We start from the raw sequence: 21971 nt of genomic DNA, 5'->3' as shown, positions 1-21971 counted from the left end.
CTGAAATTGCAACCCTTTTCATGGAAATATTATCTGCTTTTTTGAATCCAATTTTGCTTATCATGCACCCTGCCAACTATCCAATTCTCTATGCAAAAAAAGATGGACAAATCTTTCTTTGCCCATCTTTTCGTTTTCTCATTTTTTATTTATCCACTGGTTTCACGGAACCATCCCATTTTTCAAGAATCCAGTCTTGTACTTCTTTACTGTGTAAAGCATCCACTAATTTCTGGATTGCTTCGTTGTCTTTATCTTCTGAACGAACGGCAATGATGTTCACATATGGTGAATTATCAGATTCCAGTAATACAGAGTCTTTCACTGGGTTCAAGCCTGCATTATAGGCAAAGTTCGCATTGATTGCGACTAACTCAGCTTCATCATTTTGATACGTTGTTGCTAAAAGCTCAGGATTGATGTCATGAACGAATTTCAGATTTTTTGGATTTTCATCAATGTCATCAAATGTTGCAGTTTCCAAATCGACACCGTCTTTAACAGTCACTAATCCTGCGTCCTGCAAAATTGTAATGACACGGCCCCAGTCAGATTCTGAGTTTGATGCAATCACTGTTGCACCATCTTTTAAGTCTTTGATATCATCGATCTGTTGAGAATATAGACCCATTGGTTCAATATGAATACCACCTGCATTCGCAAAATCATACCCGTTTTCTTTTACCTGCAGATTGAAGTATGGAATATGCTGGAAGTAGTTGGCATCGATTTCTCCATCAGCTAACGCTTTATTTGGAAGGATGTAGTCATCAAACTTCTTGATTTCCAAATCAATTCCTTCTTTTTCCAAAATCGGTTTTACCTGTTCCAAAATTTCTGCGTGAGGCGTTGGTGATGCGCCTACAGTTAGAACCGTTTTATCACCATCTGATGATGACTTAGAGCCATCTGTGCTGTCGCTATTTCCGCCGCCGCAAGCTGCCAAACCTAGTGTCAATGCTGCCAATGCTGCTAAACCTGCTAATTTTTTCTTCATACTTAATTCCTCCAATTGTTATCGTTTGTCTGTTCGTTTTGCTAAAAAGTCTCCCACACCTTGAACAATAAAAACTATAAGTAATATAATAACTGTCGCTACAAATGTAACGGTCAGGTTATTCCGTTGATACCCTTCCTGCCAAGCCAGACCACCTAGACCGCCGGCTCCGATTGCTCCAGCCATCGCTGTGAAACCAATCATTGAAACCGTCGTTACCGTTAAGCCTGAAATCAGCGCAGGAATACTTTCCGGGATAATGACCTTCCGGACAATCTGCCAATAGTTGGCACCCATGGCTTCCGCAGCCTCAATCACTCCAGAATCCACTTCTCTAAAGGCGATTTCCACCAGACGCGCATAGAATGGAGCGGCTGAAAATACCAATGCAGGAATGGCGGCTTTTGCACCTAACATCGTTCCTACAAGAACCTTTGTGAATGGAATCAATAGGACCATCAGAATCATAAATGGTGTTGAGCGGAAGATATTACTGATAATCGACACCGCTGTATATAAGAATTTGGCATAAGGCTTATTATTTCTGCCTGCTGTATAAAGCAGCAGACCCAAGACCAAACCAATTACCAGCACACAAATCATAGAAATGACTGTCATGTATATGGTGTCAATAAATGCTTGCTGTAGTGTTTCAGTATTCACTTTACTGAAATCAAAATATGTTTCTGCAAAGCTTTTATCCATGATGGATCACCTCCACCCCAACTTCTTTTTCTTTGAAGAATGCAAGTGTCTTTTCGACTTCTGCATCCTCGCCTGTAATCATAACAGTTAGTGAGCCAAATGCGCCCTCTTTTGCTTGCTGAACCTTTCCGTGAACAACATTGATATCAACAGCAAACTGGCGGATTGCCTGAGAAATAACTGGTTCGTTGGCGTTGTCTCCCTTGAAGAGTAAGGTTGTAACCAGACCTGCCGGATTTTCAGCCATTAAGTCAGCCAGCAAATCCTCCAAATCGTCTTCAGGATCGATTTCTCGTTGAACAAAGCGCTTCGTCACTTCCTGCTGCGGATGACGAAAGACAGTAAGAACGTCTCCCTCTTCAACAATTTTTCCTTGCTCCATCACTGCAACCTTGTTACAGATTTTTCTGATGACATGCATCTCATGGGTAATCAAAACAATGGTTAAATTCAATTCCTTGTTGATTTCAAGCAACAAATCCAGAACTTCGTCTGTCGTTTGTGGGTCAAGGGCACTGGTTGCCTCATCACAAAGCAGGATTTCCGGATTATTTGCCAAAGCTCGGGCGATACCTACACGCTGCTTTTGTCCACCGGAGAGCTGACTAGGATAAGCCTTTCCTCTTCCTTCCAGACCAACAAGCTTCAACAGCTCCTCTGCCCGCTTCTCACGTTCTGCTTTTGGTGTACCCACCAGTTCCAATGGAAGCATAATATTTTCTAAAATCGTTCTGGACCATAGTAGATTGAAGTGTTGGAAAATCATTCCGATTTTCTTTCTGAAATTTCTTAAGTCTCCGGAACCAAGAGTCGTAATATCCATATCCTTGATAACCACTTGACCGTCTGTCGGCAACTCTAGGCCATTCAACAAACGTACCAGTGTACTCTTTCCGGCACCGGAATAGCCAACAATACCATAGATATCTCCTTTTTCAATAGAAAGGGAAACATCATTAACCGCAGCAACCGTTCCGGCTTTTCCGGCAAATTCCTTTTTGACATGACGTAACTCAATCAAAGCCATGCTTTTCACTCAACTTTCTCTTTTTGTATTCATTTTCATCATTCATGTAAATCGACAGGCTGGTGTTCCTTACCTGTGTTGGCAAGTTATCGTTACCTTATTGCCGAAGAAATTAGTCTGTGAAGCTAGACAATAAAAAAACTTTCGTCCTCTACTGATTATAATACATATCAGTAAAAAGGACGAAAGTATCTCTCTCGTGTTACCACCTTTGTTTGCGCTCACCTCACGATGACCGCCTTAGCCAGTACTTGATATTAAGTCCTCAGACTCTTCACTATCGCATACTGCGGTGCTGTAACGGGCACTCCCGTAATAAGTTCACTAACTGCTCACTTATTCTGCTCTAAGACCATCTTCCATCACAATTTTGCTGCCTCTTTTCAGCTAACTGAGGCTCTCTCTTCAAGCATTCTTGCCATGTACTCTTCTTTTCAGTGCTTTATGATTTATCAATTGATGAAATTATAGCAATCCAACGATGGACTGTCAACGATTTTCTGCTGATTACTCAGAGACGTCCTCAAAAATCGCCAACCAAGCCTTTGAATCATCTTCATCATCCAAAAGGCTAGGGTTTTTATCTGCTGCTTCATTGACTTCACGAATCGTTCCGCTTAAAGGGCTGGCAAACTCACTAACAGATTTCTCTGCTTCAAGCTCGGCAAAAGAATCCCCTTTGTTCAATTTTTTCCCTACCTTTGGCAATGTCACGAAACTGATATTTCCCAGCTCTTCCTGAGCTTCATTTGTCAAACCAACTTTATAGCCGTTTTCAACTGCTTCAATCCATAAATAATCTACAACTGTTCTGTTGTTTTCACTCATTTTTTGAATGCTCCCTCATAATCCGATTCCTTAAAGCCATTTGAAATGAAGTGACCATCCTTCACTAAAATCGGACGTTTGTTCAGCATACCATCCTTAGACAGTCGTTCGCTGGCTTCCTCTACAGAAAACTCATTAACGATGTCCTTCAGGTTTTGCTCTCTATAGTGACCACCACTTGTATTGAAAAAGCGGCGAATCGGTAATGGACTTTCTTCCATCCACTGTGTTAGCTGCTCTTTTTTCGGAGGTGTTTCTATCATATCAACGATTTCATACTCTGCTCCTGCTGCATCCAGCCAAGCCTTTGCTTTTTTGCATGTTGAACATTTCGGATACCAGTAAAATGTGTACATAAATAATTACCTTCTTTCAAAATAATTAGGTGATGCCCGAGGTCCTATGCAGGATACCAGCAGACAAGCCTTAGTCGCCGATTACCGTTTCTTTTTGATACTTCATTGAAAGAATCAATCCGACACCAATCATGTTTCCCAGAATGGACGATCCCCCTTGACTGATAAAAGGCAGTGGAATCCCTGTTAAAGGAAGCAAGCCGATATTCGCACCGATATTTTCAAATACGTGGAAAAGAATCATCATAATAATTCCTGTTGCCAGATACGCATAAAATTCATTGTTTGTTTCAAAGCAGACACGAATCATTCGGTAAATCAATATAAAGTATAACAAAATGATAAAACAACTGCCAATGAAACCAAAATTTTCACCAACAACAGTGAAAATCATATCTGATTCTCGAACCGGAACATACACATCACTCACATTAAAGCCTTTTCCGAACAATCCGCCTGATCCAATAGCTGTAATCGCCAGCGCCGGCTGGAAAGAACGATTTTGATCGTTATGGAACGGGTTCATCCATAAATCAATACGCTCAAATTGGTACGCTTTAAAACCAACCTTATTCAAAAGCTCACGACCCGTATCAGTAGTAACCAGATAAATCATTCCCGCACCCAGAATTAATCCTGCTAAAAACACCGGTAAAATGATTTTCCATGAAATTCCCGACATCAGGAAAACTCCTGCAACAATTGCAATAAAGACCAGCATCGTACCAAAATCCTTTTGCAATAGAATCAGTACAATGACGGGAAGAGTGACCAACGCTATCTTACCAATCAAAATCCCATCTGTTTTCAGAGTACGTTCCCTATGCTTGACATTGTGCATTGTCACAACATAAGCCAGCATTAAAATGAAGGCAATCTTCATCAGTTCCGAAGGCTGAAAGGTTGTACCGCCAAAGCTAATCCAGTTTTTCGAGCCGGTCTGCTGCTCTAAATAAGGATCATAAAATTTCAGTAGCAGTCCCATCATCAGCAAGCCAATACCGTAAAAAACCGGCGTCAGTCGCCAGAGGAGCTTCGAATTGAAGTGCATAATCACGACAATACTCACGACACCAATCAAATACCACAGCCCCTGCTTAATCAGCATCGAGGCAATCTCAGGTCGATTTGGGTCATGATCCAGCGCTACATACAACGATAAAATCCCTATCAGAGAGAGTAGAAATACGGGTAAAATCACTCCGTAGTCAATACGGTTATCTATATTTAATTTTTTTGTTTTTTCCATCTGTCATCCCTTTTCCTTAAATCATACGCTCTTTATTATATCGTCCTTACCTTTGAAAAGAAAGTACGGACTTGAGGATTTGGCAAAAACTTTAATTCCTATAAGGCATACTCAAAATGGGAAACAACAAAAAAACTTTTTCAGCGCCGTATGTATACTACCTTTGAACAGCAAAATTTGAAGCAGCTCCTTTGAAATCACGCTATCTTCACAAAAGATGTATACAAAAAACCAGGGGAACGCTCCATCAAGAAGCGGTTCCCCTGTTTTTCCGTTAGTTGCTCAAATCCTGTTCCAAAACCCAGCTGCTGATTTCTTTTAAAAGATAGGCTTTTTTAGAATTCGACTGATTGACACTTTTGACCTGCTGAACAGTGTAGGTTTTATTTTTTGTCCAGGCAGGGATGGCCTCACTTGTTTGATAATGAGTTGCGTGATTTAACAGCTTCACTTTCTGACCGATTGCAAAGCTGTTCGCTTTCTCCGACTGTGAACCGCCAAAACGATAAATTGTATTTGCCGGTCCATTGTTATAGGACCAAATCTGATCGTGGTTATTCACAGTAATACCATTGTAGCCATAGTTACAATGAATGATATTGTCCTTATCCGTGAAAACCCCAGTATGACCGGAGGCACCGCCACTTTGGCCGCGAACGCCCCAGATGAAAATATCACCTCTTTGGGCATCGATGTAACCATTGACCTCAGGCAGCTGCTTCCAGCCGTTTGCCTCAAGATGGCCAAACAAGCTATCTGTGTTGCCCATCGTCCCTGAAGGTAAGAACCCACCAGCTGCCAACGCGAAATACACTGCACTGGAACAGTCGTAGCTGGTGGGTCCCAAGCGATTGTTCATAGAGTAAGTGACCTTCCCCTGTCGGTCACTCATCCATTGAATCATTTGCTCTTTATTCGCCATCTTTTTTCAACTCCTTCAAGCGTTCATCTGCCTCGATAGCAGCTGTGGTAAAGCTGTTGTTTTTCCACCATGCAACGACGGTTGATCCTATTGTGAAAAGCAGCGAGACGACTTGATACAGGTCATTCTCAGCGATATTAATCGTTCCCTTCCCAAGAATCGCCAGAACCTGATTGAGCAATGCCAGGACCAAAATGATTGTTCGCGCCATTGTATCTGCTGATATAGTATTCATGCTCATTTCTCCTTTCGAAAAAGTGTTTTGATTCGTTCATCATGCTTAATCACAGTATCTTCGATATCTCCGATTTTTTCTTCATGACTACCTAATCGTTCGACTACCTCTACGTGCCGCTCGTGTACCCATTTGCTTTCCTCTGCAACATTTTTTGATAACGCTGTAATTGCCGCCGATAGCCCATCCAAATTTTGCTTGATTGGATCAGATATATTATCCTTTACTGCGTTGTAGGCCTTTTTACAAATCCATACAATCCAAGCACTTAAAGTACCGATAATAGCTATCAAAGCTGCAAATTCAGCAATCGTCAAGCCTAAAAACCTCATATTTATCAACTCTCCCGTTTTAAGATGTTAAGTAAGTCATGCTAACGCAATGAGTATTGCCTACTCTGAAATTGTAAGCTGTACCGATACTCACATCGCTTGTATTCACCAACATGATATCCCCATTTGTTTCAATCGTGATAGCTGTATTCGCATAAATTGCTGTACTTGGATTCTCTGTTACCATGTTCACAGCAATTCTGATACTTGGCAGCACACTAGTGTCCGATATTTCGCCGACTTTAAAAACAGCATTTCTTGAAAAAGAAAAAGTTTTTATACTTTCTAAATTCACATGGAAAAAGATTGTCCTTCCCTGCTTTACGATACTTTTATCTTTCACGGAAAAATAATCTGTTTCATCAAAAGAAACTGTCGCTGATCGATCACTATAATCAGCGCCTCCTCCTGAAATTTCAATATTCCCTGAGCCAAGCAAGCTCTCTCCGTTCAACGTTTTGATTGTCGTTCCGGAGACAAGAACATCCTGCTTTGAGCTGAGATCCGCTGAAATTCGATCATTCGCTATCACAATGTTTTCTCCGGCAGACAGCGTATTTTGTTTCCCGCTCCATTCTGCCTTTTCTGCAGCCGTTACATGCTGCTCCTTATCATTTAAATGATCAGTAACAGCCTGACTGTCTGTTGCTGAGATTACATCGTACTCGATAGTAATATTCTCACCGGCAGTCAAGGCATTTTGTTTTGCTGACCAGTTGGCTTTTTCCGCAGAAGTCACATGAATCGTGTTGTTATTGATATGATTTTTCACTGCCTCTGATAAATCATCAATCGCCAACTCCTTCTGCAGCTGTTCCTTGTTTAAATTCACTTGAACATCGTACGTACCATTTCCTGACACATGTATCAGACCATCATTATTTGTTACTAAAGTTGGTTGTCCACTGCCACCACCGCCTTGCACGTTCAACTGGATAAATCGTTTCCCGTCATGACTCAATACCCAGACACTATTGTCAGGTAAAATATAGGCGTGATCACGGTTTGCCACTTTGATATCAGATAAACTGTTTACAGGCACCTCCCAGAGCCCGTCATCACAGAACTCCGGAAAAGCCGGTTTTGCTTGGTTATCATTACAAATTATTGGTTTCACCATCATTTTCTCCCCTTTCAATTAAATAATTTTTTCAATGTATGACACCAAATGCCATCCTGTCATGCTCTTGTCCAGTAGAGAAATAACTTTATAGTAGTTTGACTCTTGTGTTGCCGCAAAATTCACATGGATATAGTGCTCATAAACTGAAAGCTTGGCTGTTCCGTAGCCCAATCCCAGATTGTCAATATCCAATGTCGGACTGGTATCGCCGGTATTCAAAGTAATCAAAGAACTCGTATTTCCGCCCGTTTGAAGAGCTGTTGAATAAAACGAAGAAAAATGATACGCGACGGTTGCCTGCTCTGTATGATTATTGGTTACACTTAGAAGCCACTCATCTCTACTCGTTTTTGAGATATTGACAGAAATATTATCAATTGCTGCACTGTATGTGTCATTCTCTAAAGGATTCAAGCGATTAACAATAAAGACCTTTTCACCTGAACCGCCTGAAATCGTGATATCCCCTGAACCCAACACACTTTGACCATTGATTGTCTTGATGTTTACGCCCGATTCCAGCGTGTCCTGCTTTTTACTTAAATCCGGTTTATTTCTTATATAACCCACACTCAAGTGATTGGTATTGTTCCAATCAGGTAAGGCATTTCGTAAATCATATTTCCAAAGAATCAGCCCACTATTGATTTCATGGATGGATAGATACTTGCCTAAAGGCGAAACAGTTGAAAGGTCAACCGTATATTGAGTCATTGCATGCCAGCTCTGATACGTTCCCCTAAACGGTATACCATTACACTTTACTTCAAAGATGGCTGACGTATTTCCTTCCAACCGAATCGTAACCGTAGGGTCGCCAAAGCTATCCCAATCAAAATATCGAACAATCGGTAATTTATGGCTGAGTCCTTCTGCACTAATGACCTGACTATCAGAAATCGTCACATATTTTCCAGCTGTCAAAGCATCCTGTTTGGCATCCCAGCTATCCTTTTGAACTGCTGTCACGTGAATATCCTCATTGTTCAAATGGTCTGTTACAGCTTGACTATCCTTTGAAGAAATCACATCGTTCTCAATCGTTATATTTTCACCGGCAGTCAATGCGTTCTGCTTTGCTGACCATTCTGTTTTCTCTGCGGAAGTGACATGAATTGTACTGTTATTGATATGGTTTTTCATTTGCTCGGATAAATCATTAATCGCTAGGTCTTCCTTCAACTGCGCTTTGTCCAAATCAAGCTGAACGGTATATGTGCCGCTTCCTGAAACATTAATCAAGCCATCGCGATTCTCTATCTGTGTCGGTTGGCCGCTGCCTCCGCCACCTTGTACATTCAGCTGAATAAAACGTTTCCCGTCATGGCTCAATACCCAGACACTGTTATCCGGCAAAATGTACGCATGATCGCGGTTTGCCACTTTGATATCAGATAAACTATTGACCGGCACTTCCCAAAGACCATCATCGCAAAACTCCGGAAAAGCCGGTTTTTGATTTGCGTCATTGCAAATGCTTGGTTTTTTCATTCGTGTGTTCCTCCTTTCAATATATCTGCGAAGCAAGCCGCACATTCTGTGACCTCTACGCCTAAAAATTCTGTTAATGCTCGAAGAAATAACTTGTTTTTCTTTAAATAGCCTGATAGTAGGAATTCATCCTTATCGCTGGCTTGCCAAGCTTCAAAAGCGGTCATCATAGCAATGCCCAAGTGCTTAACCGTGCACCACTGCTCTTTCTCACCTTTCGCACCATATAGCTCATAAAGATAGAGCATATCTCCACGACGAAGCTCCGCTAAATCGCCAATTGCTTCTTTCAAGCTGGTAATTGCCGTAAATTGTCTCTCCATTACCTGCTCGTCCTCAATATCAATCAGTCCATTTTCCAGCTCAGAAACACGTTTTTCCAACAATGTTTTTGCGTGCATTTCCGCACTCGCCACTTGAACAAAGCTGCGAATCAAATCTTCTGCCAACCCATCCGTTGAATGCTTATTCTCCATTATTCCCACCAGCCTTCATGTGTTTTGCCAGCTCTCTCAAAAGCAGATTTTTTTCTTGCTGCCGGTCGTATGCAATCGCATCACTTTCTGCCTTGAACAAGCTGAGAACTGTTTGATAATCTGCCGGATGATTACTTAAATGCTGCTTCATCCGCTGCGCTTTTTCATCAAATTTATTCATTTGAATCACCTGTTTACGTGAGAGTATTTCAAATAATTAACCAAAGTGGCACTAAATACTCCCTTACCTTTCAGTTCGATTTTTTTATATCCAGGGGCTAAAACAGTTCCTTTCAGCCAATCCGGCATGATACCTGACACCTTAAGCAGGTCATAATTTTTCAAGCCATCTGTAGGAAATACTCCCTCACCGTTAACCCATTCATTGTTATAAAAGGTTTTCATATAGGGTGTAATATCATAGCCCGCTACCCAAATTTCAAAATCTGATACGTGACTTGAAAACATGGAGATTCCAGCATCCAATGAGTGATTATGCGGTGCCGAGGTATGGCTGTGAGGGTTGGGTGCAATCTGATTGTTCTGATTGATGGCCAGATTAGTTCCATTTATCTGTGATGTTGCCATTCCTGTTGCACCACCGCCACCAATAGGCATTGCAAAGGGCTGAATAATGATTTTGAACTCGAACCGCTCATAATAGATGAGATCAGGGCTGACAGAAATATAAAAAGCAGCAGGGTGCTCCGAATCACCCTGCCGCGTAAACTCCATGCCATACATATCTACTACCTGATTTCGCCGTTGCAGCTGATCCTGTCTATTTTCAATCGTTCGATCCGCCACACGCTCAGCCATCTTGTTTAATGCTGAATTATAGGTCATTGTCATTGCTGATCACTCTCCCTATCTATTTTCAAATATTTTTCCAGAGTGATGCTGTTTTGCTCCACTCCATTTTGGTCGATATCATAGCCGATACTTGTGACATAATACCAGTCATCCTTTTGAAGAATTTTCTTCATATAGTTTGAGCATTCTTCAACAATTAACAACTGATTGTCGTACATCAAACGAATCCGATCACCAATAGAAATATCTTCCGGTAATTCCTCAACGGTCAAGCTAATCTGATAACTGCGACGAGACTGTTTCAGCTTCTTCACGGCAGCGTCATATGCTGTTTTTGCTGCTTTTGCCCGGTCCTCATCCGTGATTGTTTCGCTATCCGTATTGAATGGAGATAAATCATTAAAGGAGAATGCTCCTTCAATGGCTTTACCGGATTCCAAGGCAATACTTTCTTCATCAATCACGGTGTATTCAAGATCACCATTCGGTGCCAGCTTCGCAAATTCAATATAGGAATAACCGCGTTCATTATTAATTCCTTTTCTCAGTATCCTTACCGGAAACCCTTTTTCCCACGCTGCTTCATCCTCGTACAGCTCTCTTAAGCTCATACTGGACATTCCGGAATCAGATTTCTCACTATAGACTGTCGCCATATTAATCACATTCTCAAAGGTATGTGTAATTTCCAATTCGCTGATGATTCGAATATTTTGACGCCCACTCGGCTTCATTGAAAGCATATACGGCTTCTTCTCACCAAAGGTACCGATTTCCACAGCACGACCAAAATGAAACCCAACGCGCCAAAATAAATCCGGTGTCAGCTCACAGGTTTTTGTCAGTCCTGCCAATTTGTCCTGACGACTGTAGACATAGTCAATGACACGCAGCGCTGAATCCTGTAAATATTTGACATTCCAGCCTGGATAACGAAAATCCAACGTGCTGTAAATATCATTGACCGTGCGGTTCTTAGCAGCCAGATTGGTTGATACCTGACGATACTCCCACTCAGAAATCACATGCGTCAAATCAACTGACAAGGTTTCATTCTCCTTGTCCAATGTGTAACCGGTCACGATACCATGGAACACCTTTTTATTGATGTACAGCTTGATTTCCTCACGCCCGTTGATCCATTCAATATAGTCAATTGGCAGAACAATCTGAGTTGTTGGAACATACATTAACTCATTACTCCAGCTAAGTGTATTCAAGATTTTCGTTCCGCGTTTGATTACCTTACCGCCTTTCAAAATCTCAAAATAAAACTTTGTATTGCTCTTCGCATAAGGATCAATATCAATATCAAAGGCCTGCTCATAAATAATGATTTTATCGAAAATCAGCTCATCTGTTTCCGTTCCATTTGTTCGTATCCCTTTGATATAGACTGCTGTTTCATTCGGTACCTTCAAGCTGACCTCAAAACCGGATTTTTCTACGCCAATTACCTTCGGATAGGCCTCTTTGACATCTGGACGATCAAGTGCCGGTGCCTCGACTCTGGCGATTTCCTGATCGGTTTCTGCGTTAATAAAGGCAATATATTCTGTTGCCTTATCTGAACTAAAATGCCATCCTGAAGCATGAATCGTTCCTTCTTTGATGCCCAAAAAGTCAAGAGAACCGACATTTGTTAAGGTTTCAAAGGTCTCCAGCTCTTCAAAATCAGAAGGTAAATTAGTCAAAAAACTGTACCAGCGATTCGCCGCATCAATTCTTTGCTGCTGCTTCTCGACACCCGCACGTTCAAAATTTTTCAAAAAGGCAACCGCTGCTTGACCGACATCGCCAACATTCTTAAAGCCTTCAACCGATTTAGGATCTACTGCACCAATCCATTGTCCGTTAAACATACACCAGTCGATTAATCGAGATTGAACTTCAGCATTTGTATAGTCTCCGTTGATCCCTGAATGCTGCAGCAATCGTTGAACGTATTCGCGGCCATTATAGGTTGGACTGCCAACCAATGGATAGGCCGAACCATCCCATTGAACCAAGCCATAAGCCGGTCCGTTAACTTGAGCGGTATCCGGATTCATAGATGCACCAACTTCAATCTCGATATTCCCTAAGATTCCGGCAATTGCCATCATGTTATAGCCTGCCTTATTTAGTACCTGTGCAATCGACCAGGCGCGTCGCTCTTCTTCTGTATTCAACTCAGGCGTTGCATTTGAAACATTGGGGTTACTGTAGATGGTTGCCGGTGGGCGACTGTAGCTATGGATTGTTCCATAGTTATCGACAGATATTCCGTTCGCGCTGGCATTGCAATGAATCACAGAGGCATTATCAATAAAAATTCCAGTGTGACCGGCAGCACCACCTGAACCGCCGCGAGTTCCCCAGATAAAAATATCGCCACGCTTTGGATTGCTTGTCTGTTTCCAGCCTTTGCCTTCCAGATGGCCAAACAAGGAGTCTGTATTTCCCATTGAACCGGAGGCGAAAAAGCCTCCGGCAATCAAGGCAAAGTAGACGGATGAACTGCAGTCATAGCTATTCGGTCCAAGGCGAGCAGCCATGCTGTAGGTCACCTTTCCTTTACGCTGATCCATCCAATTGATCATCGTTTCTATACTTGCCATTTTCGTTCCTCCTGTGTCTTACTTCACTTTTTTACGACCAACAACGATAAAGTCAACCGGAACACTATATGGATACTCTGGATCAGAAAATCCTTCCAGTTCATACGTATCAAAGTTCACGTTATAATTATCGCCAATTCTTGCAGCACTTTGGATTGCTACGGTAACCGCATGAACACGATTTCCTACTACCTGAGGTTGAGCTACAACCGTATCAACAATATCCATTTCTGCTACCGGGATGTTGATGAATGACTCCCCTACACTTGGTGCTCCTGACCAATACATCATGTTATTTGAGCCTACCTTCATGAATTTCTCAACCGGAACTGTATGATGGTACGTTTTTGTTACTGTCACATAGCCGTCTCTATCAATAACAATCTTCTCTAGGTCCTCGATTCGCTTCAGTAACTCCCAAAGCATTTTCCATTGCCCACAGTCGCTGCAAATCATTGCCTTGTGCATATTTTTCAGATTGCTCATCAAGTCATCAAGATAACTTTTCCAATCACAAATATCTGCTGCCGGCAATTTTTCCTGATGTGTACCAATTAAGCAGTCCAGCAAATCATTTAAATCCTCGCAGTTATTGTGCAAAACTGCCAAATCCGGATTCAACCCTGTATCTTTTTGCAGGCTGTTACATTCTTTATCTGTGATGCCATTTGCTACAAAATTCGGTGCATATTCTTTCAATGCACCACATGCAGAACAATTTTTAGACATATCGTATATTTCCTTTCTTGCAGATCAATATTTTTATAACAGATGAACAAGCAGTCTGTTAAACAGGAAGTTTCCGTTTTGTACTTTGGGTACCTCCTGCAACAGCTGCTTGTATATCATCCTTTTATTTTTACTATTTAATAGTACCTGTCATTAACCGTGAGCTATCACTCACCAATTTTTGATTGTCCTTTCCAGGTACCGCCTTTGCGGATTCTGGAGGTTCCGACATTGGCCTCTCCTTGCTCGCCCAGCTTCATTTTAGGAATTTCTTCCCAATTCCCATTCACCCGACGATTTAAAAAACCCGTCTCTCTATCAAGCGTTAAAAACTTACCGCTCTTTCGGATAGCCATTGGGCGAAAATCCGGGATCAATACTTCAATTGGGAAAATCGCTGAACCTACATAGGCACTGTCTTCTCCTGTAATCGTAAATCGAACATGGGTTGTATTCTCCGGTATTGGGAACATCCGTTGAAACTGAGAGTTTCTTGCCGTATGCAGCCAATTATGCGCAGGATTATAGTAATGTCCCCAAGAGGCTGTTGACCCTCCCGGACTGTATATATGCTGAAATTGCCATTGGTGTGTGAAACTTATTCCTCTATGAAGATTCGTCCATGATCCTTGATTATTTGCACTTACATCAATCTGGAAGACCCAATGATACTCGCCACTCTCGAAAACATAACAGCCATCCTGTGTTTCTCCCGGGCGATTATAAATTCTCGGAATCAATCCGTCCCCGCGCTGCATGGATACAGTTACAAGATTTAAAGCAATGGTTACATCATACCCGTCATTTTCAAAGCCGATGCCATAGCCAACGCCATTTCTATGCGCTTCATCCAATGGAACATCTCCATTAAAATTCGTAATTCTGCTATTTGGTGAACCCATTAAGTAGACATCACCATAGTTCCCTGTATGGGCATACCCGCCATATATTTCATGCCATTCCATTATCAAACACCTCCGACTAAATCATTTTCTGTCTTACGGTTATTGGTTCGGATATAATGTGAACCATCTGCAGCTCCGCCAAACAGGTTGATATTACCACCGGCAATACCCATACCTGGTTTGAAGCCTCCATCCATATCTCCTTCCCAGACGCCGATTTCTTTCAGTTTCTCAATGATTTTCTTCAGTGCATCCGATAGACTGCCTAATTGATCCTCCAATTCGTCCAGCTTGTTCCACTGACCACAATCTGAACACACCATCGCTTTATTCATCAACATTTGATTCGTGATGAACTCTCCTATAAAATCCTGAATATTACACAAATCTACTGCCGGAAGCTTGTCGCCCAAATAACCAATTAAACAATCATTCAAGTCATTCAAATCCTCACAGTTTCTATGCAAAACAGACAGGTTAGGATTCAAGCCTGTATTTTTTTGCAGGCTTTTACATTCCTTATCTGTGATTCCATTTACAACAAAATTTGCTGCATAACTCTTTAAATCGTCGCATGCGCCACAATAATCACTCATTGCTGTTGCTCCTTTCCTATCTTCTTTTTTAAATTGTCACACTATCTACCTTCACATATACACAAGTCATATCGCAGCAATCATTGGTCTCTACGATAATTCCATTCATTCCCTGATGAACAGAAAAGCCAAAGGTATTTCCTTCCGGAATAATCAGCTTATTGATATCAATGTAGGTCAGCTCTCCGCAACACCCTTCCTCCTGATAATAGATTTCTCCATTAGCAGTCAATGTCAGCGTGCCATTGTACTCACCCAAAATTTGCATCGTATTACCATTCAACGTAATGACCGGATCAACCACTGTACCAATAATCGTGATAGTGATATCTTCACTGTCAATGATGGTATCGCTATAGAATTGTCCAACAATCAAGTCCCTGCAAGACTCCTTCTTACAAATTTTATGCCCCAGCATTTTATCTGCTCCCCAGATTTTTGCTCCTGCTTCACAGTTATAGATAATCCTGTAGGTATCCCCACACTGCCCATAAAAGTTCAAAGCGACATCCTTCTTCAATTCACAAAAAGAGTTTTCTGCAGTCAGAAATTCGCAGTCACTTAGACATTTAGCACAAGGCTGTTTTGGTTTGCTGCAGGAAAGACAACACTCGTCACATTCCTCGGCTTCCTGAAAGCCAAGCTGTTCCGCAAAATCACAAATGCTGTACGGCTGCAGAAACACTTTCTTTGAATCTGCCTTATGCCATAATCCTTCATACAGTACAAAATCAATGTCAATACTGACAAAATGACGCTCTGTTGAATAGGTCTCGCTGAAATCATTCACAAATGCGTTCGTCCATAATAACTGTTCACCCTCGATTGCCCAAAGCTTACCGGGGCTCATAATATTCTTGAATAGATAGTCCTTGTAGAATTTCTGCTGATCACAGCTGAATTTTCTCGTATCCAATTTCAATGACATACTCAGTGACTGTTCCGCTGAAAACTGCTGCTTAGACTTAAATGCAGCATAGCTGCCATGACCGAAGCTATAGTCGGTCGTGGCAGTCTTAAAATTGCCGCTTAAATCTGCAGATTCCAGCATGTCATAATTATCAATCACAAGATCATTGAATTGTACATATTTTCTCGTTAGTATCATCATAATAATCGTTCCTTCTATCTCAAATAGCGGCTGGCCCGTTTCATAATGTAGTCAGCATTTCCGCCCACCACATGCTGGGTCACTCTATTTGCATTATTTGTTGTGTGATTGATGTTATTGATGACAGTAGAAACTGCCGGTGTCATACCTTGCACACCAAATCGATTCGTCAAGGAACGGAATGCCCCTTGAATATCCAGATTGTTGACCCGTTTCATGAAATCAACACCAAAGGTATTCACTGCTGCCCGTCTTTGAACAAACTCACCCGGAGTCAGGATTGCCGGAACAGTGTCTGTTCCTCGCCTTCTAAAGAAGCCAGAAGAGAAGCCAACTGCTGCTTTGCCGCCTGGGATAAGTCCGCCCGTCGCTACCTCTCGAGGTCCTTTATTATCACTTCCAGAACCATTAAGTGTATTGTTCGCTATATTCAACTGGTCTGTCACAGACTTGCTCATTCCAGCAACAGCTTCCTTGAAGCCATCAGAAAGTGACGTTCCTAAGCTGGTTCCTGCATTATAAAGCTGCAGTTTGTAGCCCTCCAGATTAAGGTTCGCCAGCTGATCGGTCAGTGGACTCATGAAATTACTTACACCGGTTGCAAAGCCTTCCTTCAGTTTTGTGCCATAGGCATTTCCGATTCCGGTAAATTTCGCTTTCATATCATCCGAGCCAAGTGTAGTGATTAGCGTAGTGATAATTGTCGTGATTTTACCTGGTACATCAAATGTCGTGAAACCATTCAGAATTGCTTGCGCATAGTTGGTCCCCACCTGAGTAAAGCTTGCAATCAGCTCATTCAGTTTTGTGACCAGTCCTTTAATACTTTCCACACTTTGAGTAATCAAATCGGTTTTCTCATTACTGATTTCCGGAAGTCCCTCAGCAAATGCCTTGATGGAATTCAGACATTCTCCAGCTATTCTCAAGGTTTCCGTCAGTAGGTCTTGTTGTATTGTCATTGTTGCGAGTTCATTGACTTTTTCAATGAGCTGTCTAAGGCTTTCAATCTTAGCTTTCACATCAACAACTTTTTCTTGAAGTTTTGCAGCAGTCAGAGTCGTTTCTGAATTCACTTGAACATCTGTACTTGGAATTTTTTTGTTGAAGTCAAGTGCTTCTATTGCTTGAACAGCACCAACGATTTGATCCATTAATCCCTTTAATTTCCCTACCGGATCTTCACCAAATTCGAAGCCAAGTGCTGTAACAAGCTGTTCACCCAGCTTGTTGATTTCGGTCAATTTTATAATCGCATTTGAAACGAATTCTTTCATGGTATCCCAATCCGGAGTCTCTCCCGTTGGTGTAAAATCTGTTTCCAAAATTTTGTTGATTGCCAGCTTCATGTTATCTACTGTTTGTTCAAAAATGCCCAGCTTCTCTCCATCAAAATGGAACTGAAGATTATTGGACAGTTCTGTTCCCAATTCGTTAATTTTCTTAAGCTTCATTATCGCTAACTCAATCGTCAGCTGCATTTCTACAAAGTTAAGCATCTCTTCAGGATTTGTCAGGGCTGCGCCTGCTTCACCACCAAAGTCCATCGTCATGATTTCCTGCAGTGCAATTACCATATTCGCCATTGACTCTTTGAAGGTTTCCAGCTTCGCTGCATCAAACGTGAAGCTTAACGCATCTTCCAGTTGAGTAATCAGATCATTGACAAGCTTCAGCTTATCAATAGAAGACTGTAACGCATCTGTATCCATTTCAAAGCTTAAATCAACACCATCAAACTCTTTAATAATATCCTGAATCGCTGTAATTTTTTCTTGAACCATCGTAAATGACAGCGTGATTTCCTGAATTTTGAGCATTTCTGAAGCAATCGTAGCAATCGCTGTCACATAATCTTTCGCTGCTGTCGCTGTCTCAGTGTCAATTTTGTTTTCTTCCATACCATCCTTAATCTTTTGACCTTCCGTCAGGAAAATATCAAAAGATTGCTGGATTTCTTCAATCTTGGCTTTGATCATGTCCATATTCAGCTCGATAGCTTGAATTTCTTCAAAGGCTCTTGCTACAGCGGCAATTGAACCAACATACGCCTCTGCTTTTGCTGCAAGGTCTGTATCAATATCGCCGCCTTCAAAGAATTGAGCCATCCGTTCTTTGATGCCTTTTGTCTTTTCAAAATGCTCAAAGACGCTTTGAATTTCTTCAATTTTTGTTCCCAGTGCGCCAATATCACCAATCTCAATACTCTCAAGTTCAGCAAGCGATTTGGCAACAGCTACCAAACTGCCGATTGCTTCTGCAGCCTGCTCTCCGATTGCAGTATCGATGCCTCCGCCATTGAGTGCTTGGCTGATGATGCCAGAGCTTTCCGGCAAGTACTCGAAGATTTCCTTGATTGATTCAATTTTGGTTTGTATGTCAGTCAAGTTTCCAATTTCAATTTTTTCCAGCTCTTCTACCGCTTTAGCAACAGCAACCAGATTGCCGATTTCCTCGGCTGCCATCGCGCTGGTTCCTGTATCCATTACACTTCCTAAGAACCTCTTGGCTTTATCAAGCAAGCTGCCGTCGCCTTCAAGGTACCCAAATACTTCCTTAATTGAATTGATTTTTTCTTCAATATTGTCTGGGACCTCTATCTCTGCTAAGCGCTCCAGCTCTTCACCAACACCAACCATTTGGCTGATTCCTTCTGCAACAACCGCCGTGTTTAACACACCGACTGCATTGCCAAGTAAATCAAATACGCTTCCTAAATTCGCTGACGTGAAGTGACCAATCGCTTCGACAATCGCATCAATCTTCTCTTTTACACCCGTGCTGTCGGTAGAGACATTATCATCTAATTCTTTGATGGCTGCTGAAACATGAACCAGCTCGGCAGCCAGTAAATGAACAGTTGCCAGACCAGCTCCGGCGATCATCGCTCCAACACCTGTCGCAGTCAATGCGCCAACTGCTGCTACCAGAACGCCCATACCACCAATCGCTATTGCGATACTTGCCAGCTTCGCAGCAACATCGCCAATGTTGGCAGGCACCTTTTCATTGATTTGCTTCAAGGCCTCTGCTGAATCTGTTAACAAGCCAATAATACTGCTAATCATGGTAAGACCAGCTTCTGCTGCAGCTGCATTGGTGTTTGCCAGTGCTCCCGCTATTGCCACTAATGCGCCCATACCGACTATTGCTATTCCCATGCTTGCTAATCTAGGAACCACTTCGCCTAAGTTAGCGGGTACTTTTTCAATAATCTGAGCCATTGTAGTTGCCGCTTCCTGTAATAGAATGCTGATATCCAGAATCATCATAAGACCGGCTTCTGCGGCCTCTGGGAATGAGGTTGCCAACGCTCCCGCTATTGCCACCAATGCACCCATACCGACGATCGCTATTCCCATACTTGCCAATCTCGAAGTCATTTCACCCAGGTCTGCGGGTACTTTTGCTGCGATTTGAGCCATTGTGTCCGCTGCTTCCTGTAACAGGATACTGATATCAATAATCATACTTAAGCCAGCTGAGGCGGCTTCCGGGAATGAGGTTGCCAACGCTCCCGCTATTGCCACCAATGCGCCCATACCGACGATCGCTATTCCCATACTTGCCAATCTCGAAACCATTTCGCCTAAATCGGCTGGTACCTTCGCTGCGATTTGTCCCATTGTATCTGCTGCTTCCTGCAATAAAATACTGATATCAATAATCATGCTTAGACCGGCGGCAGCTGCCTCCGGAAATGAGGTTGCCAACGCTCCCGCTATTGCCACCAACGCACCCATACCGACGATCGCTATTCCCATACTTGCTAATCTGGAAGCCATCTCACCTAAATCCGCTGGTACCTTCGCCGCAATTTGACCCATCGTATCCGCTGCTTCCTGCAATAGGATACTGATGTCGATAATCATACTTAGACCAGCTGAAGCGGCTTCCGGGAATGAGGTCGCCAAGGCTCCGGCTATTGCCACCAACGCGCCCATACCGACTATTGCTATGCCCATGCTTGCAAGTCTCGAAACCATGGATTCCAATCCTGCCGGTACTTTTGAGGCAATCTGACCCATAGTGTCAGCCGCTTCCTGTAACAGAATGCTGATGTCTACAATCATACTTAGACCGGCCTTTGCCTCTTGAGGAAACTCTGTCGCCAACTTCCCTGCTATGGCAACAAGAGCACCCATGCCGACTATTGCTATGCCCATACTTGCCAGCTTAGAACCCATTGACCCTAAATCTGATGGTATTTTTGTTGCAATCTGTCCCATAGATTCTGCTGCTTCACCAAGAAGTCCGCTGATTTCACGTATTGTTTGAAAACCAACCTTCGCTTCAGCCGAACGACCTGCAGCAACTTTACCGGCAATCGCAACTAAAGCGCCCATGCCAACTATTGCTATACCCATACTTGCCAATTTGGCCGCCATCGCGCTTAAGCCTGTAGGTACTTTCTCACCCACAAGTCTCATTGGTTCTGCTGCTTCACCCAACAATAAGCAAATATCACGAATCGCTTCAAACCCTGCTTTCGCCTCGGCGGTACGGCCTGAAGCTGCTTTTCCGGCAATCGCAACTAGTGCGCCCATGCCAACTATTGCTATACCCATACTCGCCAGCTTTGTGGCCATCGCACTCAAATCTGTTGGAACTTTGTCACCAACCTGCTTCAGGGCAGTTGCCGATTCGCCCAATAATTTACTGATTTCACTGACCGTTTTTAACCCGGCATCTGCTTCAGCAGCATGATCGGCCGCAAGTTTTCCAGCTACAGCAACCAGTACACCCATACCGGCAATCGCTGCGGCCATACCAGCCAGCTTTGGAAGCATGGACTCGATGTCATCCGGTACTTTATCACCGACTTCTTTAAGCGCTGCGGCTCCTTCGCCAACGACTTCTGCTAAGCCCTTAACAAATTTGAAGCCCTGTTCCTGCAGCTCACTTCCGACTTTTTCCAAATCGATATCGACTTCATTGATGCTGATGGATATCTCCGTATCAATCTTTCCGCCATCCAGCTGCTTGATTTTTTCACTCAAAACATCCAGCATAATCTCTGCTTCTGTAATTTCCTGTGTTCCAATCTTGATATCCGTCTTTTGGGCTGCCAACGCTGCAAGCTGCTTATTGATTTCAGCAAGCTGTTCCGTCGCATCATCAAGACTTTGTGTGTTCAATTTCAACGTTGTTTTCTTTTTATTCAACGCCTTGATCTGGGAATTGATTTGAGCAAGCTCATTCTCTATCTCTTTTGCGTTACTTTTTATGTCTATAGATATTTTCTCTATCGCCACTCCTTCGCCTCCCTTCTATTTTCTATAAAACAAAAGAACACGAGCGGCTGCCCATGTTCTTTGCGTGCGAACGACATTCTTTGTTTACAGAATTTTGTCATTTTCATTCACCTATTTCTACAGCCTTCAAATAAGGCTCTATTTTGCAATGGTTCTGTCGCATCCTCAAATTCAAAAAGCCAATCCGAATCGGACTACTTTTCTTTGAAATACATAGCTTT

General features: G+C 42.5%; 19 protein-coding genes, 1 pseudogene and 1 other annotated feature. All 20 genes and pseudogenes read right to left on the bottom strand.

Features of this window, described 5'->3' with window-relative positions; translation table 11 throughout:
- Positions 1-145: 145 nt before the first annotated feature.
- On the bottom strand, positions 146-997 hold the full coding sequence (locus IW510_RS15575; protein WP_202061226.1) for a MetQ/NlpA family ABC transporter substrate-binding protein: 852 nt from the start codon (positions 995-997) through the stop codon (positions 146-148).
- 18 nt (positions 998-1015) lie between these two features.
- The gene (locus IW510_RS15570) at positions 1016-1702 is read right to left on the bottom strand and encodes a methionine ABC transporter permease (RefSeq protein ID WP_202061224.1); all 687 of its coding nucleotides are present in this window, start codon (positions 1700-1702) and stop codon (positions 1016-1018) included.
- Positions 1695-2729, bottom strand: a complete 1035-nt coding sequence (locus tag IW510_RS15565; RefSeq protein ID WP_202061222.1) for a methionine ABC transporter ATP-binding protein — start codon at positions 2727-2729, stop codon at positions 1695-1697. Before IW510_RS15565 ends, IW510_RS15570 begins: the two co-directional genes overlap by 8 nt.
- A 175-nt stretch (positions 2730-2904) precedes the next feature.
- Positions 2905-3176 (bottom strand) — a binding site (T-box leader).
- 60 nt (positions 3177-3236) lie between these two features.
- Positions 3237-3557: a glycine cleavage system protein H gene (locus tag IW510_RS15560; RefSeq protein WP_202061220.1), complete on the bottom strand. Its 321-nt coding sequence runs from the start codon at positions 3555-3557 to the stop codon at positions 3237-3239.
- Complete coding sequence (locus IW510_RS15555) at positions 3554-3913, bottom strand: arsenate reductase family protein (protein WP_202061218.1); 360 nt, start codon at positions 3911-3913, stop codon at positions 3554-3556. The genes IW510_RS15560 and IW510_RS15555 overlap by 4 nt, the downstream gene beginning before the upstream one ends.
- Positions 3914-3983: 70 nt before the next feature.
- A complete protein-coding gene (locus tag IW510_RS15550; RefSeq protein ID WP_202061216.1) occupies positions 3984-5162 on the bottom strand; it encodes an FtsW/RodA/SpoVE family cell cycle protein in 1179 nt (392 codons plus the stop codon).
- Between the two features lie 483 nt (positions 5163-5645).
- Positions 5646-6084 (bottom strand): annotated as a pseudogene (locus IW510_RS15545) (peptidoglycan amidohydrolase family protein); the annotation flags it as partial.
- A complete protein-coding gene (locus IW510_RS15540) occupies positions 6074-6319 on the bottom strand; it encodes a phage holin (RefSeq protein WP_202061213.1) in 246 nt (81 codons plus the stop codon). The pseudogene IW510_RS15545 and the gene IW510_RS15540, both read right to left, overlap by 11 nt.
- Before the next feature lie 2 nt (positions 6320-6321).
- Entirely contained in the window at positions 6322-6651 is a 330-nt protein-coding gene (locus IW510_RS15535; protein WP_202061212.1) for a hypothetical protein, read from the bottom strand.
- 19 nt (positions 6652-6670) lie between these two features.
- Positions 6671-7771: a hypothetical protein gene (locus IW510_RS15530; protein WP_236674770.1), complete on the bottom strand. Its 1101-nt coding sequence runs from the start codon at positions 7769-7771 to the stop codon at positions 6671-6673.
- An 18-nt stretch (positions 7772-7789) separates the two neighbouring features.
- Complete coding sequence (locus IW510_RS15525; RefSeq protein WP_202061208.1) at positions 7790-9265, bottom strand: hypothetical protein; 1476 nt, start codon at positions 9263-9265, stop codon at positions 7790-7792.
- Positions 9262-9741 (bottom strand): hypothetical protein, encoded by a 480-nt coding sequence (locus IW510_RS15520; RefSeq protein ID WP_202061206.1) that lies wholly within the window; start codon positions 9739-9741, stop codon positions 9262-9264. Before IW510_RS15520 ends, IW510_RS15525 begins: the two co-directional genes overlap by 4 nt.
- Positions 9731-9922 (bottom strand): hypothetical protein, encoded by a 192-nt coding sequence (locus IW510_RS15515; protein WP_202061205.1) that lies wholly within the window; start codon positions 9920-9922, stop codon positions 9731-9733. The genes IW510_RS15520 and IW510_RS15515 overlap by 11 nt, the downstream gene beginning before the upstream one ends.
- Positions 9923-9927: 5 nt before the next feature.
- Entirely contained in the window at positions 9928-10593 is a 666-nt protein-coding gene (locus tag IW510_RS15510; protein WP_236674769.1) for a hypothetical protein, read from the bottom strand.
- A complete protein-coding gene (locus IW510_RS15505) occupies positions 10590-13154 on the bottom strand; it encodes a phage tail tip lysozyme (protein WP_202061204.1) in 2565 nt (854 codons plus the stop codon). Before IW510_RS15505 ends, IW510_RS15510 begins: the two co-directional genes overlap by 4 nt.
- Before the next feature lie 18 nt (positions 13155-13172).
- The gene (locus IW510_RS21345; RefSeq protein WP_236674768.1) at positions 13173-13883 is read right to left on the bottom strand and encodes a hypothetical protein; all 711 of its coding nucleotides are present in this window, start codon (positions 13881-13883) and stop codon (positions 13173-13175) included.
- A gap of 167 nt (positions 13884-14050) precedes the next feature.
- Positions 14051-14848, bottom strand: a complete 798-nt coding sequence (locus IW510_RS15495) for a hypothetical protein (RefSeq protein ID WP_202061203.1) — start codon at positions 14846-14848, stop codon at positions 14051-14053.
- 2 nt (positions 14849-14850) lie between these two features.
- Entirely contained in the window at positions 14851-15384 is a 534-nt protein-coding gene (locus IW510_RS15490; RefSeq protein WP_202061202.1) for a hypothetical protein, read from the bottom strand.
- A 28-nt stretch (positions 15385-15412) separates the two neighbouring features.
- Entirely contained in the window at positions 15413-16495 is a 1083-nt protein-coding gene (locus IW510_RS15485) for a hypothetical protein (protein ID WP_202061200.1), read from the bottom strand.
- Positions 16496-16509: 14 nt separating this feature from the next.
- Positions 16510-21750: a hypothetical protein gene (locus IW510_RS15480; RefSeq protein ID WP_202061198.1), complete on the bottom strand. Its 5241-nt coding sequence runs from the start codon at positions 21748-21750 to the stop codon at positions 16510-16512.
- Between the last annotated feature and the right edge of the window lie 221 nt (positions 21751-21971).

The sequence above is a fragment of the Enterococcus sp. BWR-S5 genome, assembly GCF_016745255.1.
In the GTDB taxonomy this organism is placed as follows: Bacteria; Bacillota; Bacilli; order Lactobacillales; family Enterococcaceae; genus Enterococcus_L.
This window is presented reverse-complemented; position numbering and strand designations above follow the sequence as displayed.

Excerpts from the sequence above, each read along its gene's own strand:
- IW510_RS15565 (WP_202061222.1), bottom strand. The coding sequence starts at position 2,729 with ATGGCTTTGATTGAGTTACGTCATGTCAAAAAGGAATTTGCCGGAAAA.
- IW510_RS15570 (WP_202061224.1), bottom strand. The coding sequence starts at position 1,702 with ATGGATAAAAGCTTTGCAGAAACATATTTTGATTTCAGTAAAGTGAAT.
- IW510_RS15550 (WP_202061216.1), bottom strand. The coding sequence starts at position 5,162 with ATGGAAAAAACAAAAAAATTAAATATAGATAACCGTATTGACTACGGA.
- IW510_RS15520 (WP_202061206.1), bottom strand. The coding sequence starts at position 9,741 with ATGGAGAATAAGCATTCAACGGATGGGTTGGCAGAAGATTTGATTCGC.
- IW510_RS15505 (WP_202061204.1), bottom strand. The coding sequence starts at position 13,154 with ATGGCAAGTATAGAAACGATGATCAATTGGATGGATCAGCGTAAAGGA.
- IW510_RS15540 (WP_202061213.1), bottom strand. The coding sequence starts at position 6,319 with ATGAATACTATATCAGCAGATACAATGGCGCGAACAATCATTTTGGTC.
- IW510_RS15490 (WP_202061202.1), bottom strand. The coding sequence starts at position 15,384 with ATGAGTGATTATTGTGGCGCATGCGACGATTTAAAGAGTTATGCAGCA.
- IW510_RS15530 (WP_236674770.1), bottom strand. The coding sequence starts at position 7,771 with ATGGTGAAACCAATAATTTGTAATGATAACCAAGCAAAACCGGCTTTT.
- IW510_RS15495 (WP_202061203.1), bottom strand. The coding sequence starts at position 14,848 with ATGGAATGGCATGAAATATATGGCGGGTATGCCCATACAGGGAACTAT.
- IW510_RS15515 (WP_202061205.1), bottom strand. The coding sequence starts at position 9,922 with ATGAATAAATTTGATGAAAAAGCGCAGCGGATGAAGCAGCATTTAAGT.
- IW510_RS15555 (WP_202061218.1), bottom strand. The coding sequence starts at position 3,913 with ATGTACACATTTTACTGGTATCCGAAATGTTCAACATGCAAAAAAGCA.
- IW510_RS21345 (WP_236674768.1), bottom strand. The coding sequence starts at position 13,883 with ATGTCTAAAAATTGTTCTGCATGTGGTGCATTGAAAGAATATGCACCG.
- IW510_RS15535 (WP_202061212.1), bottom strand. The coding sequence starts at position 6,651 with ATGAGGTTTTTAGGCTTGACGATTGCTGAATTTGCAGCTTTGATAGCT.
- IW510_RS15485 (WP_202061200.1), bottom strand. The coding sequence starts at position 16,495 with ATGATGATACTAACGAGAAAATATGTACAATTCAATGATCTTGTGATT.
- IW510_RS15510 (WP_236674769.1), bottom strand. The coding sequence starts at position 10,593 with ATGACAATGACCTATAATTCAGCATTAAACAAGATGGCTGAGCGTGTG.
- IW510_RS15560 (WP_202061220.1), bottom strand. The coding sequence starts at position 3,557 with ATGAGTGAAAACAACAGAACAGTTGTAGATTATTTATGGATTGAAGCA.
- IW510_RS15525 (WP_202061208.1), bottom strand. The coding sequence starts at position 9,265 with ATGAAAAAACCAAGCATTTGCAATGACGCAAATCAAAAACCGGCTTTT.
- IW510_RS15575 (WP_202061226.1), bottom strand. The coding sequence starts at position 997 with ATGAAGAAAAAATTAGCAGGTTTAGCAGCATTGGCAGCATTGACACTA.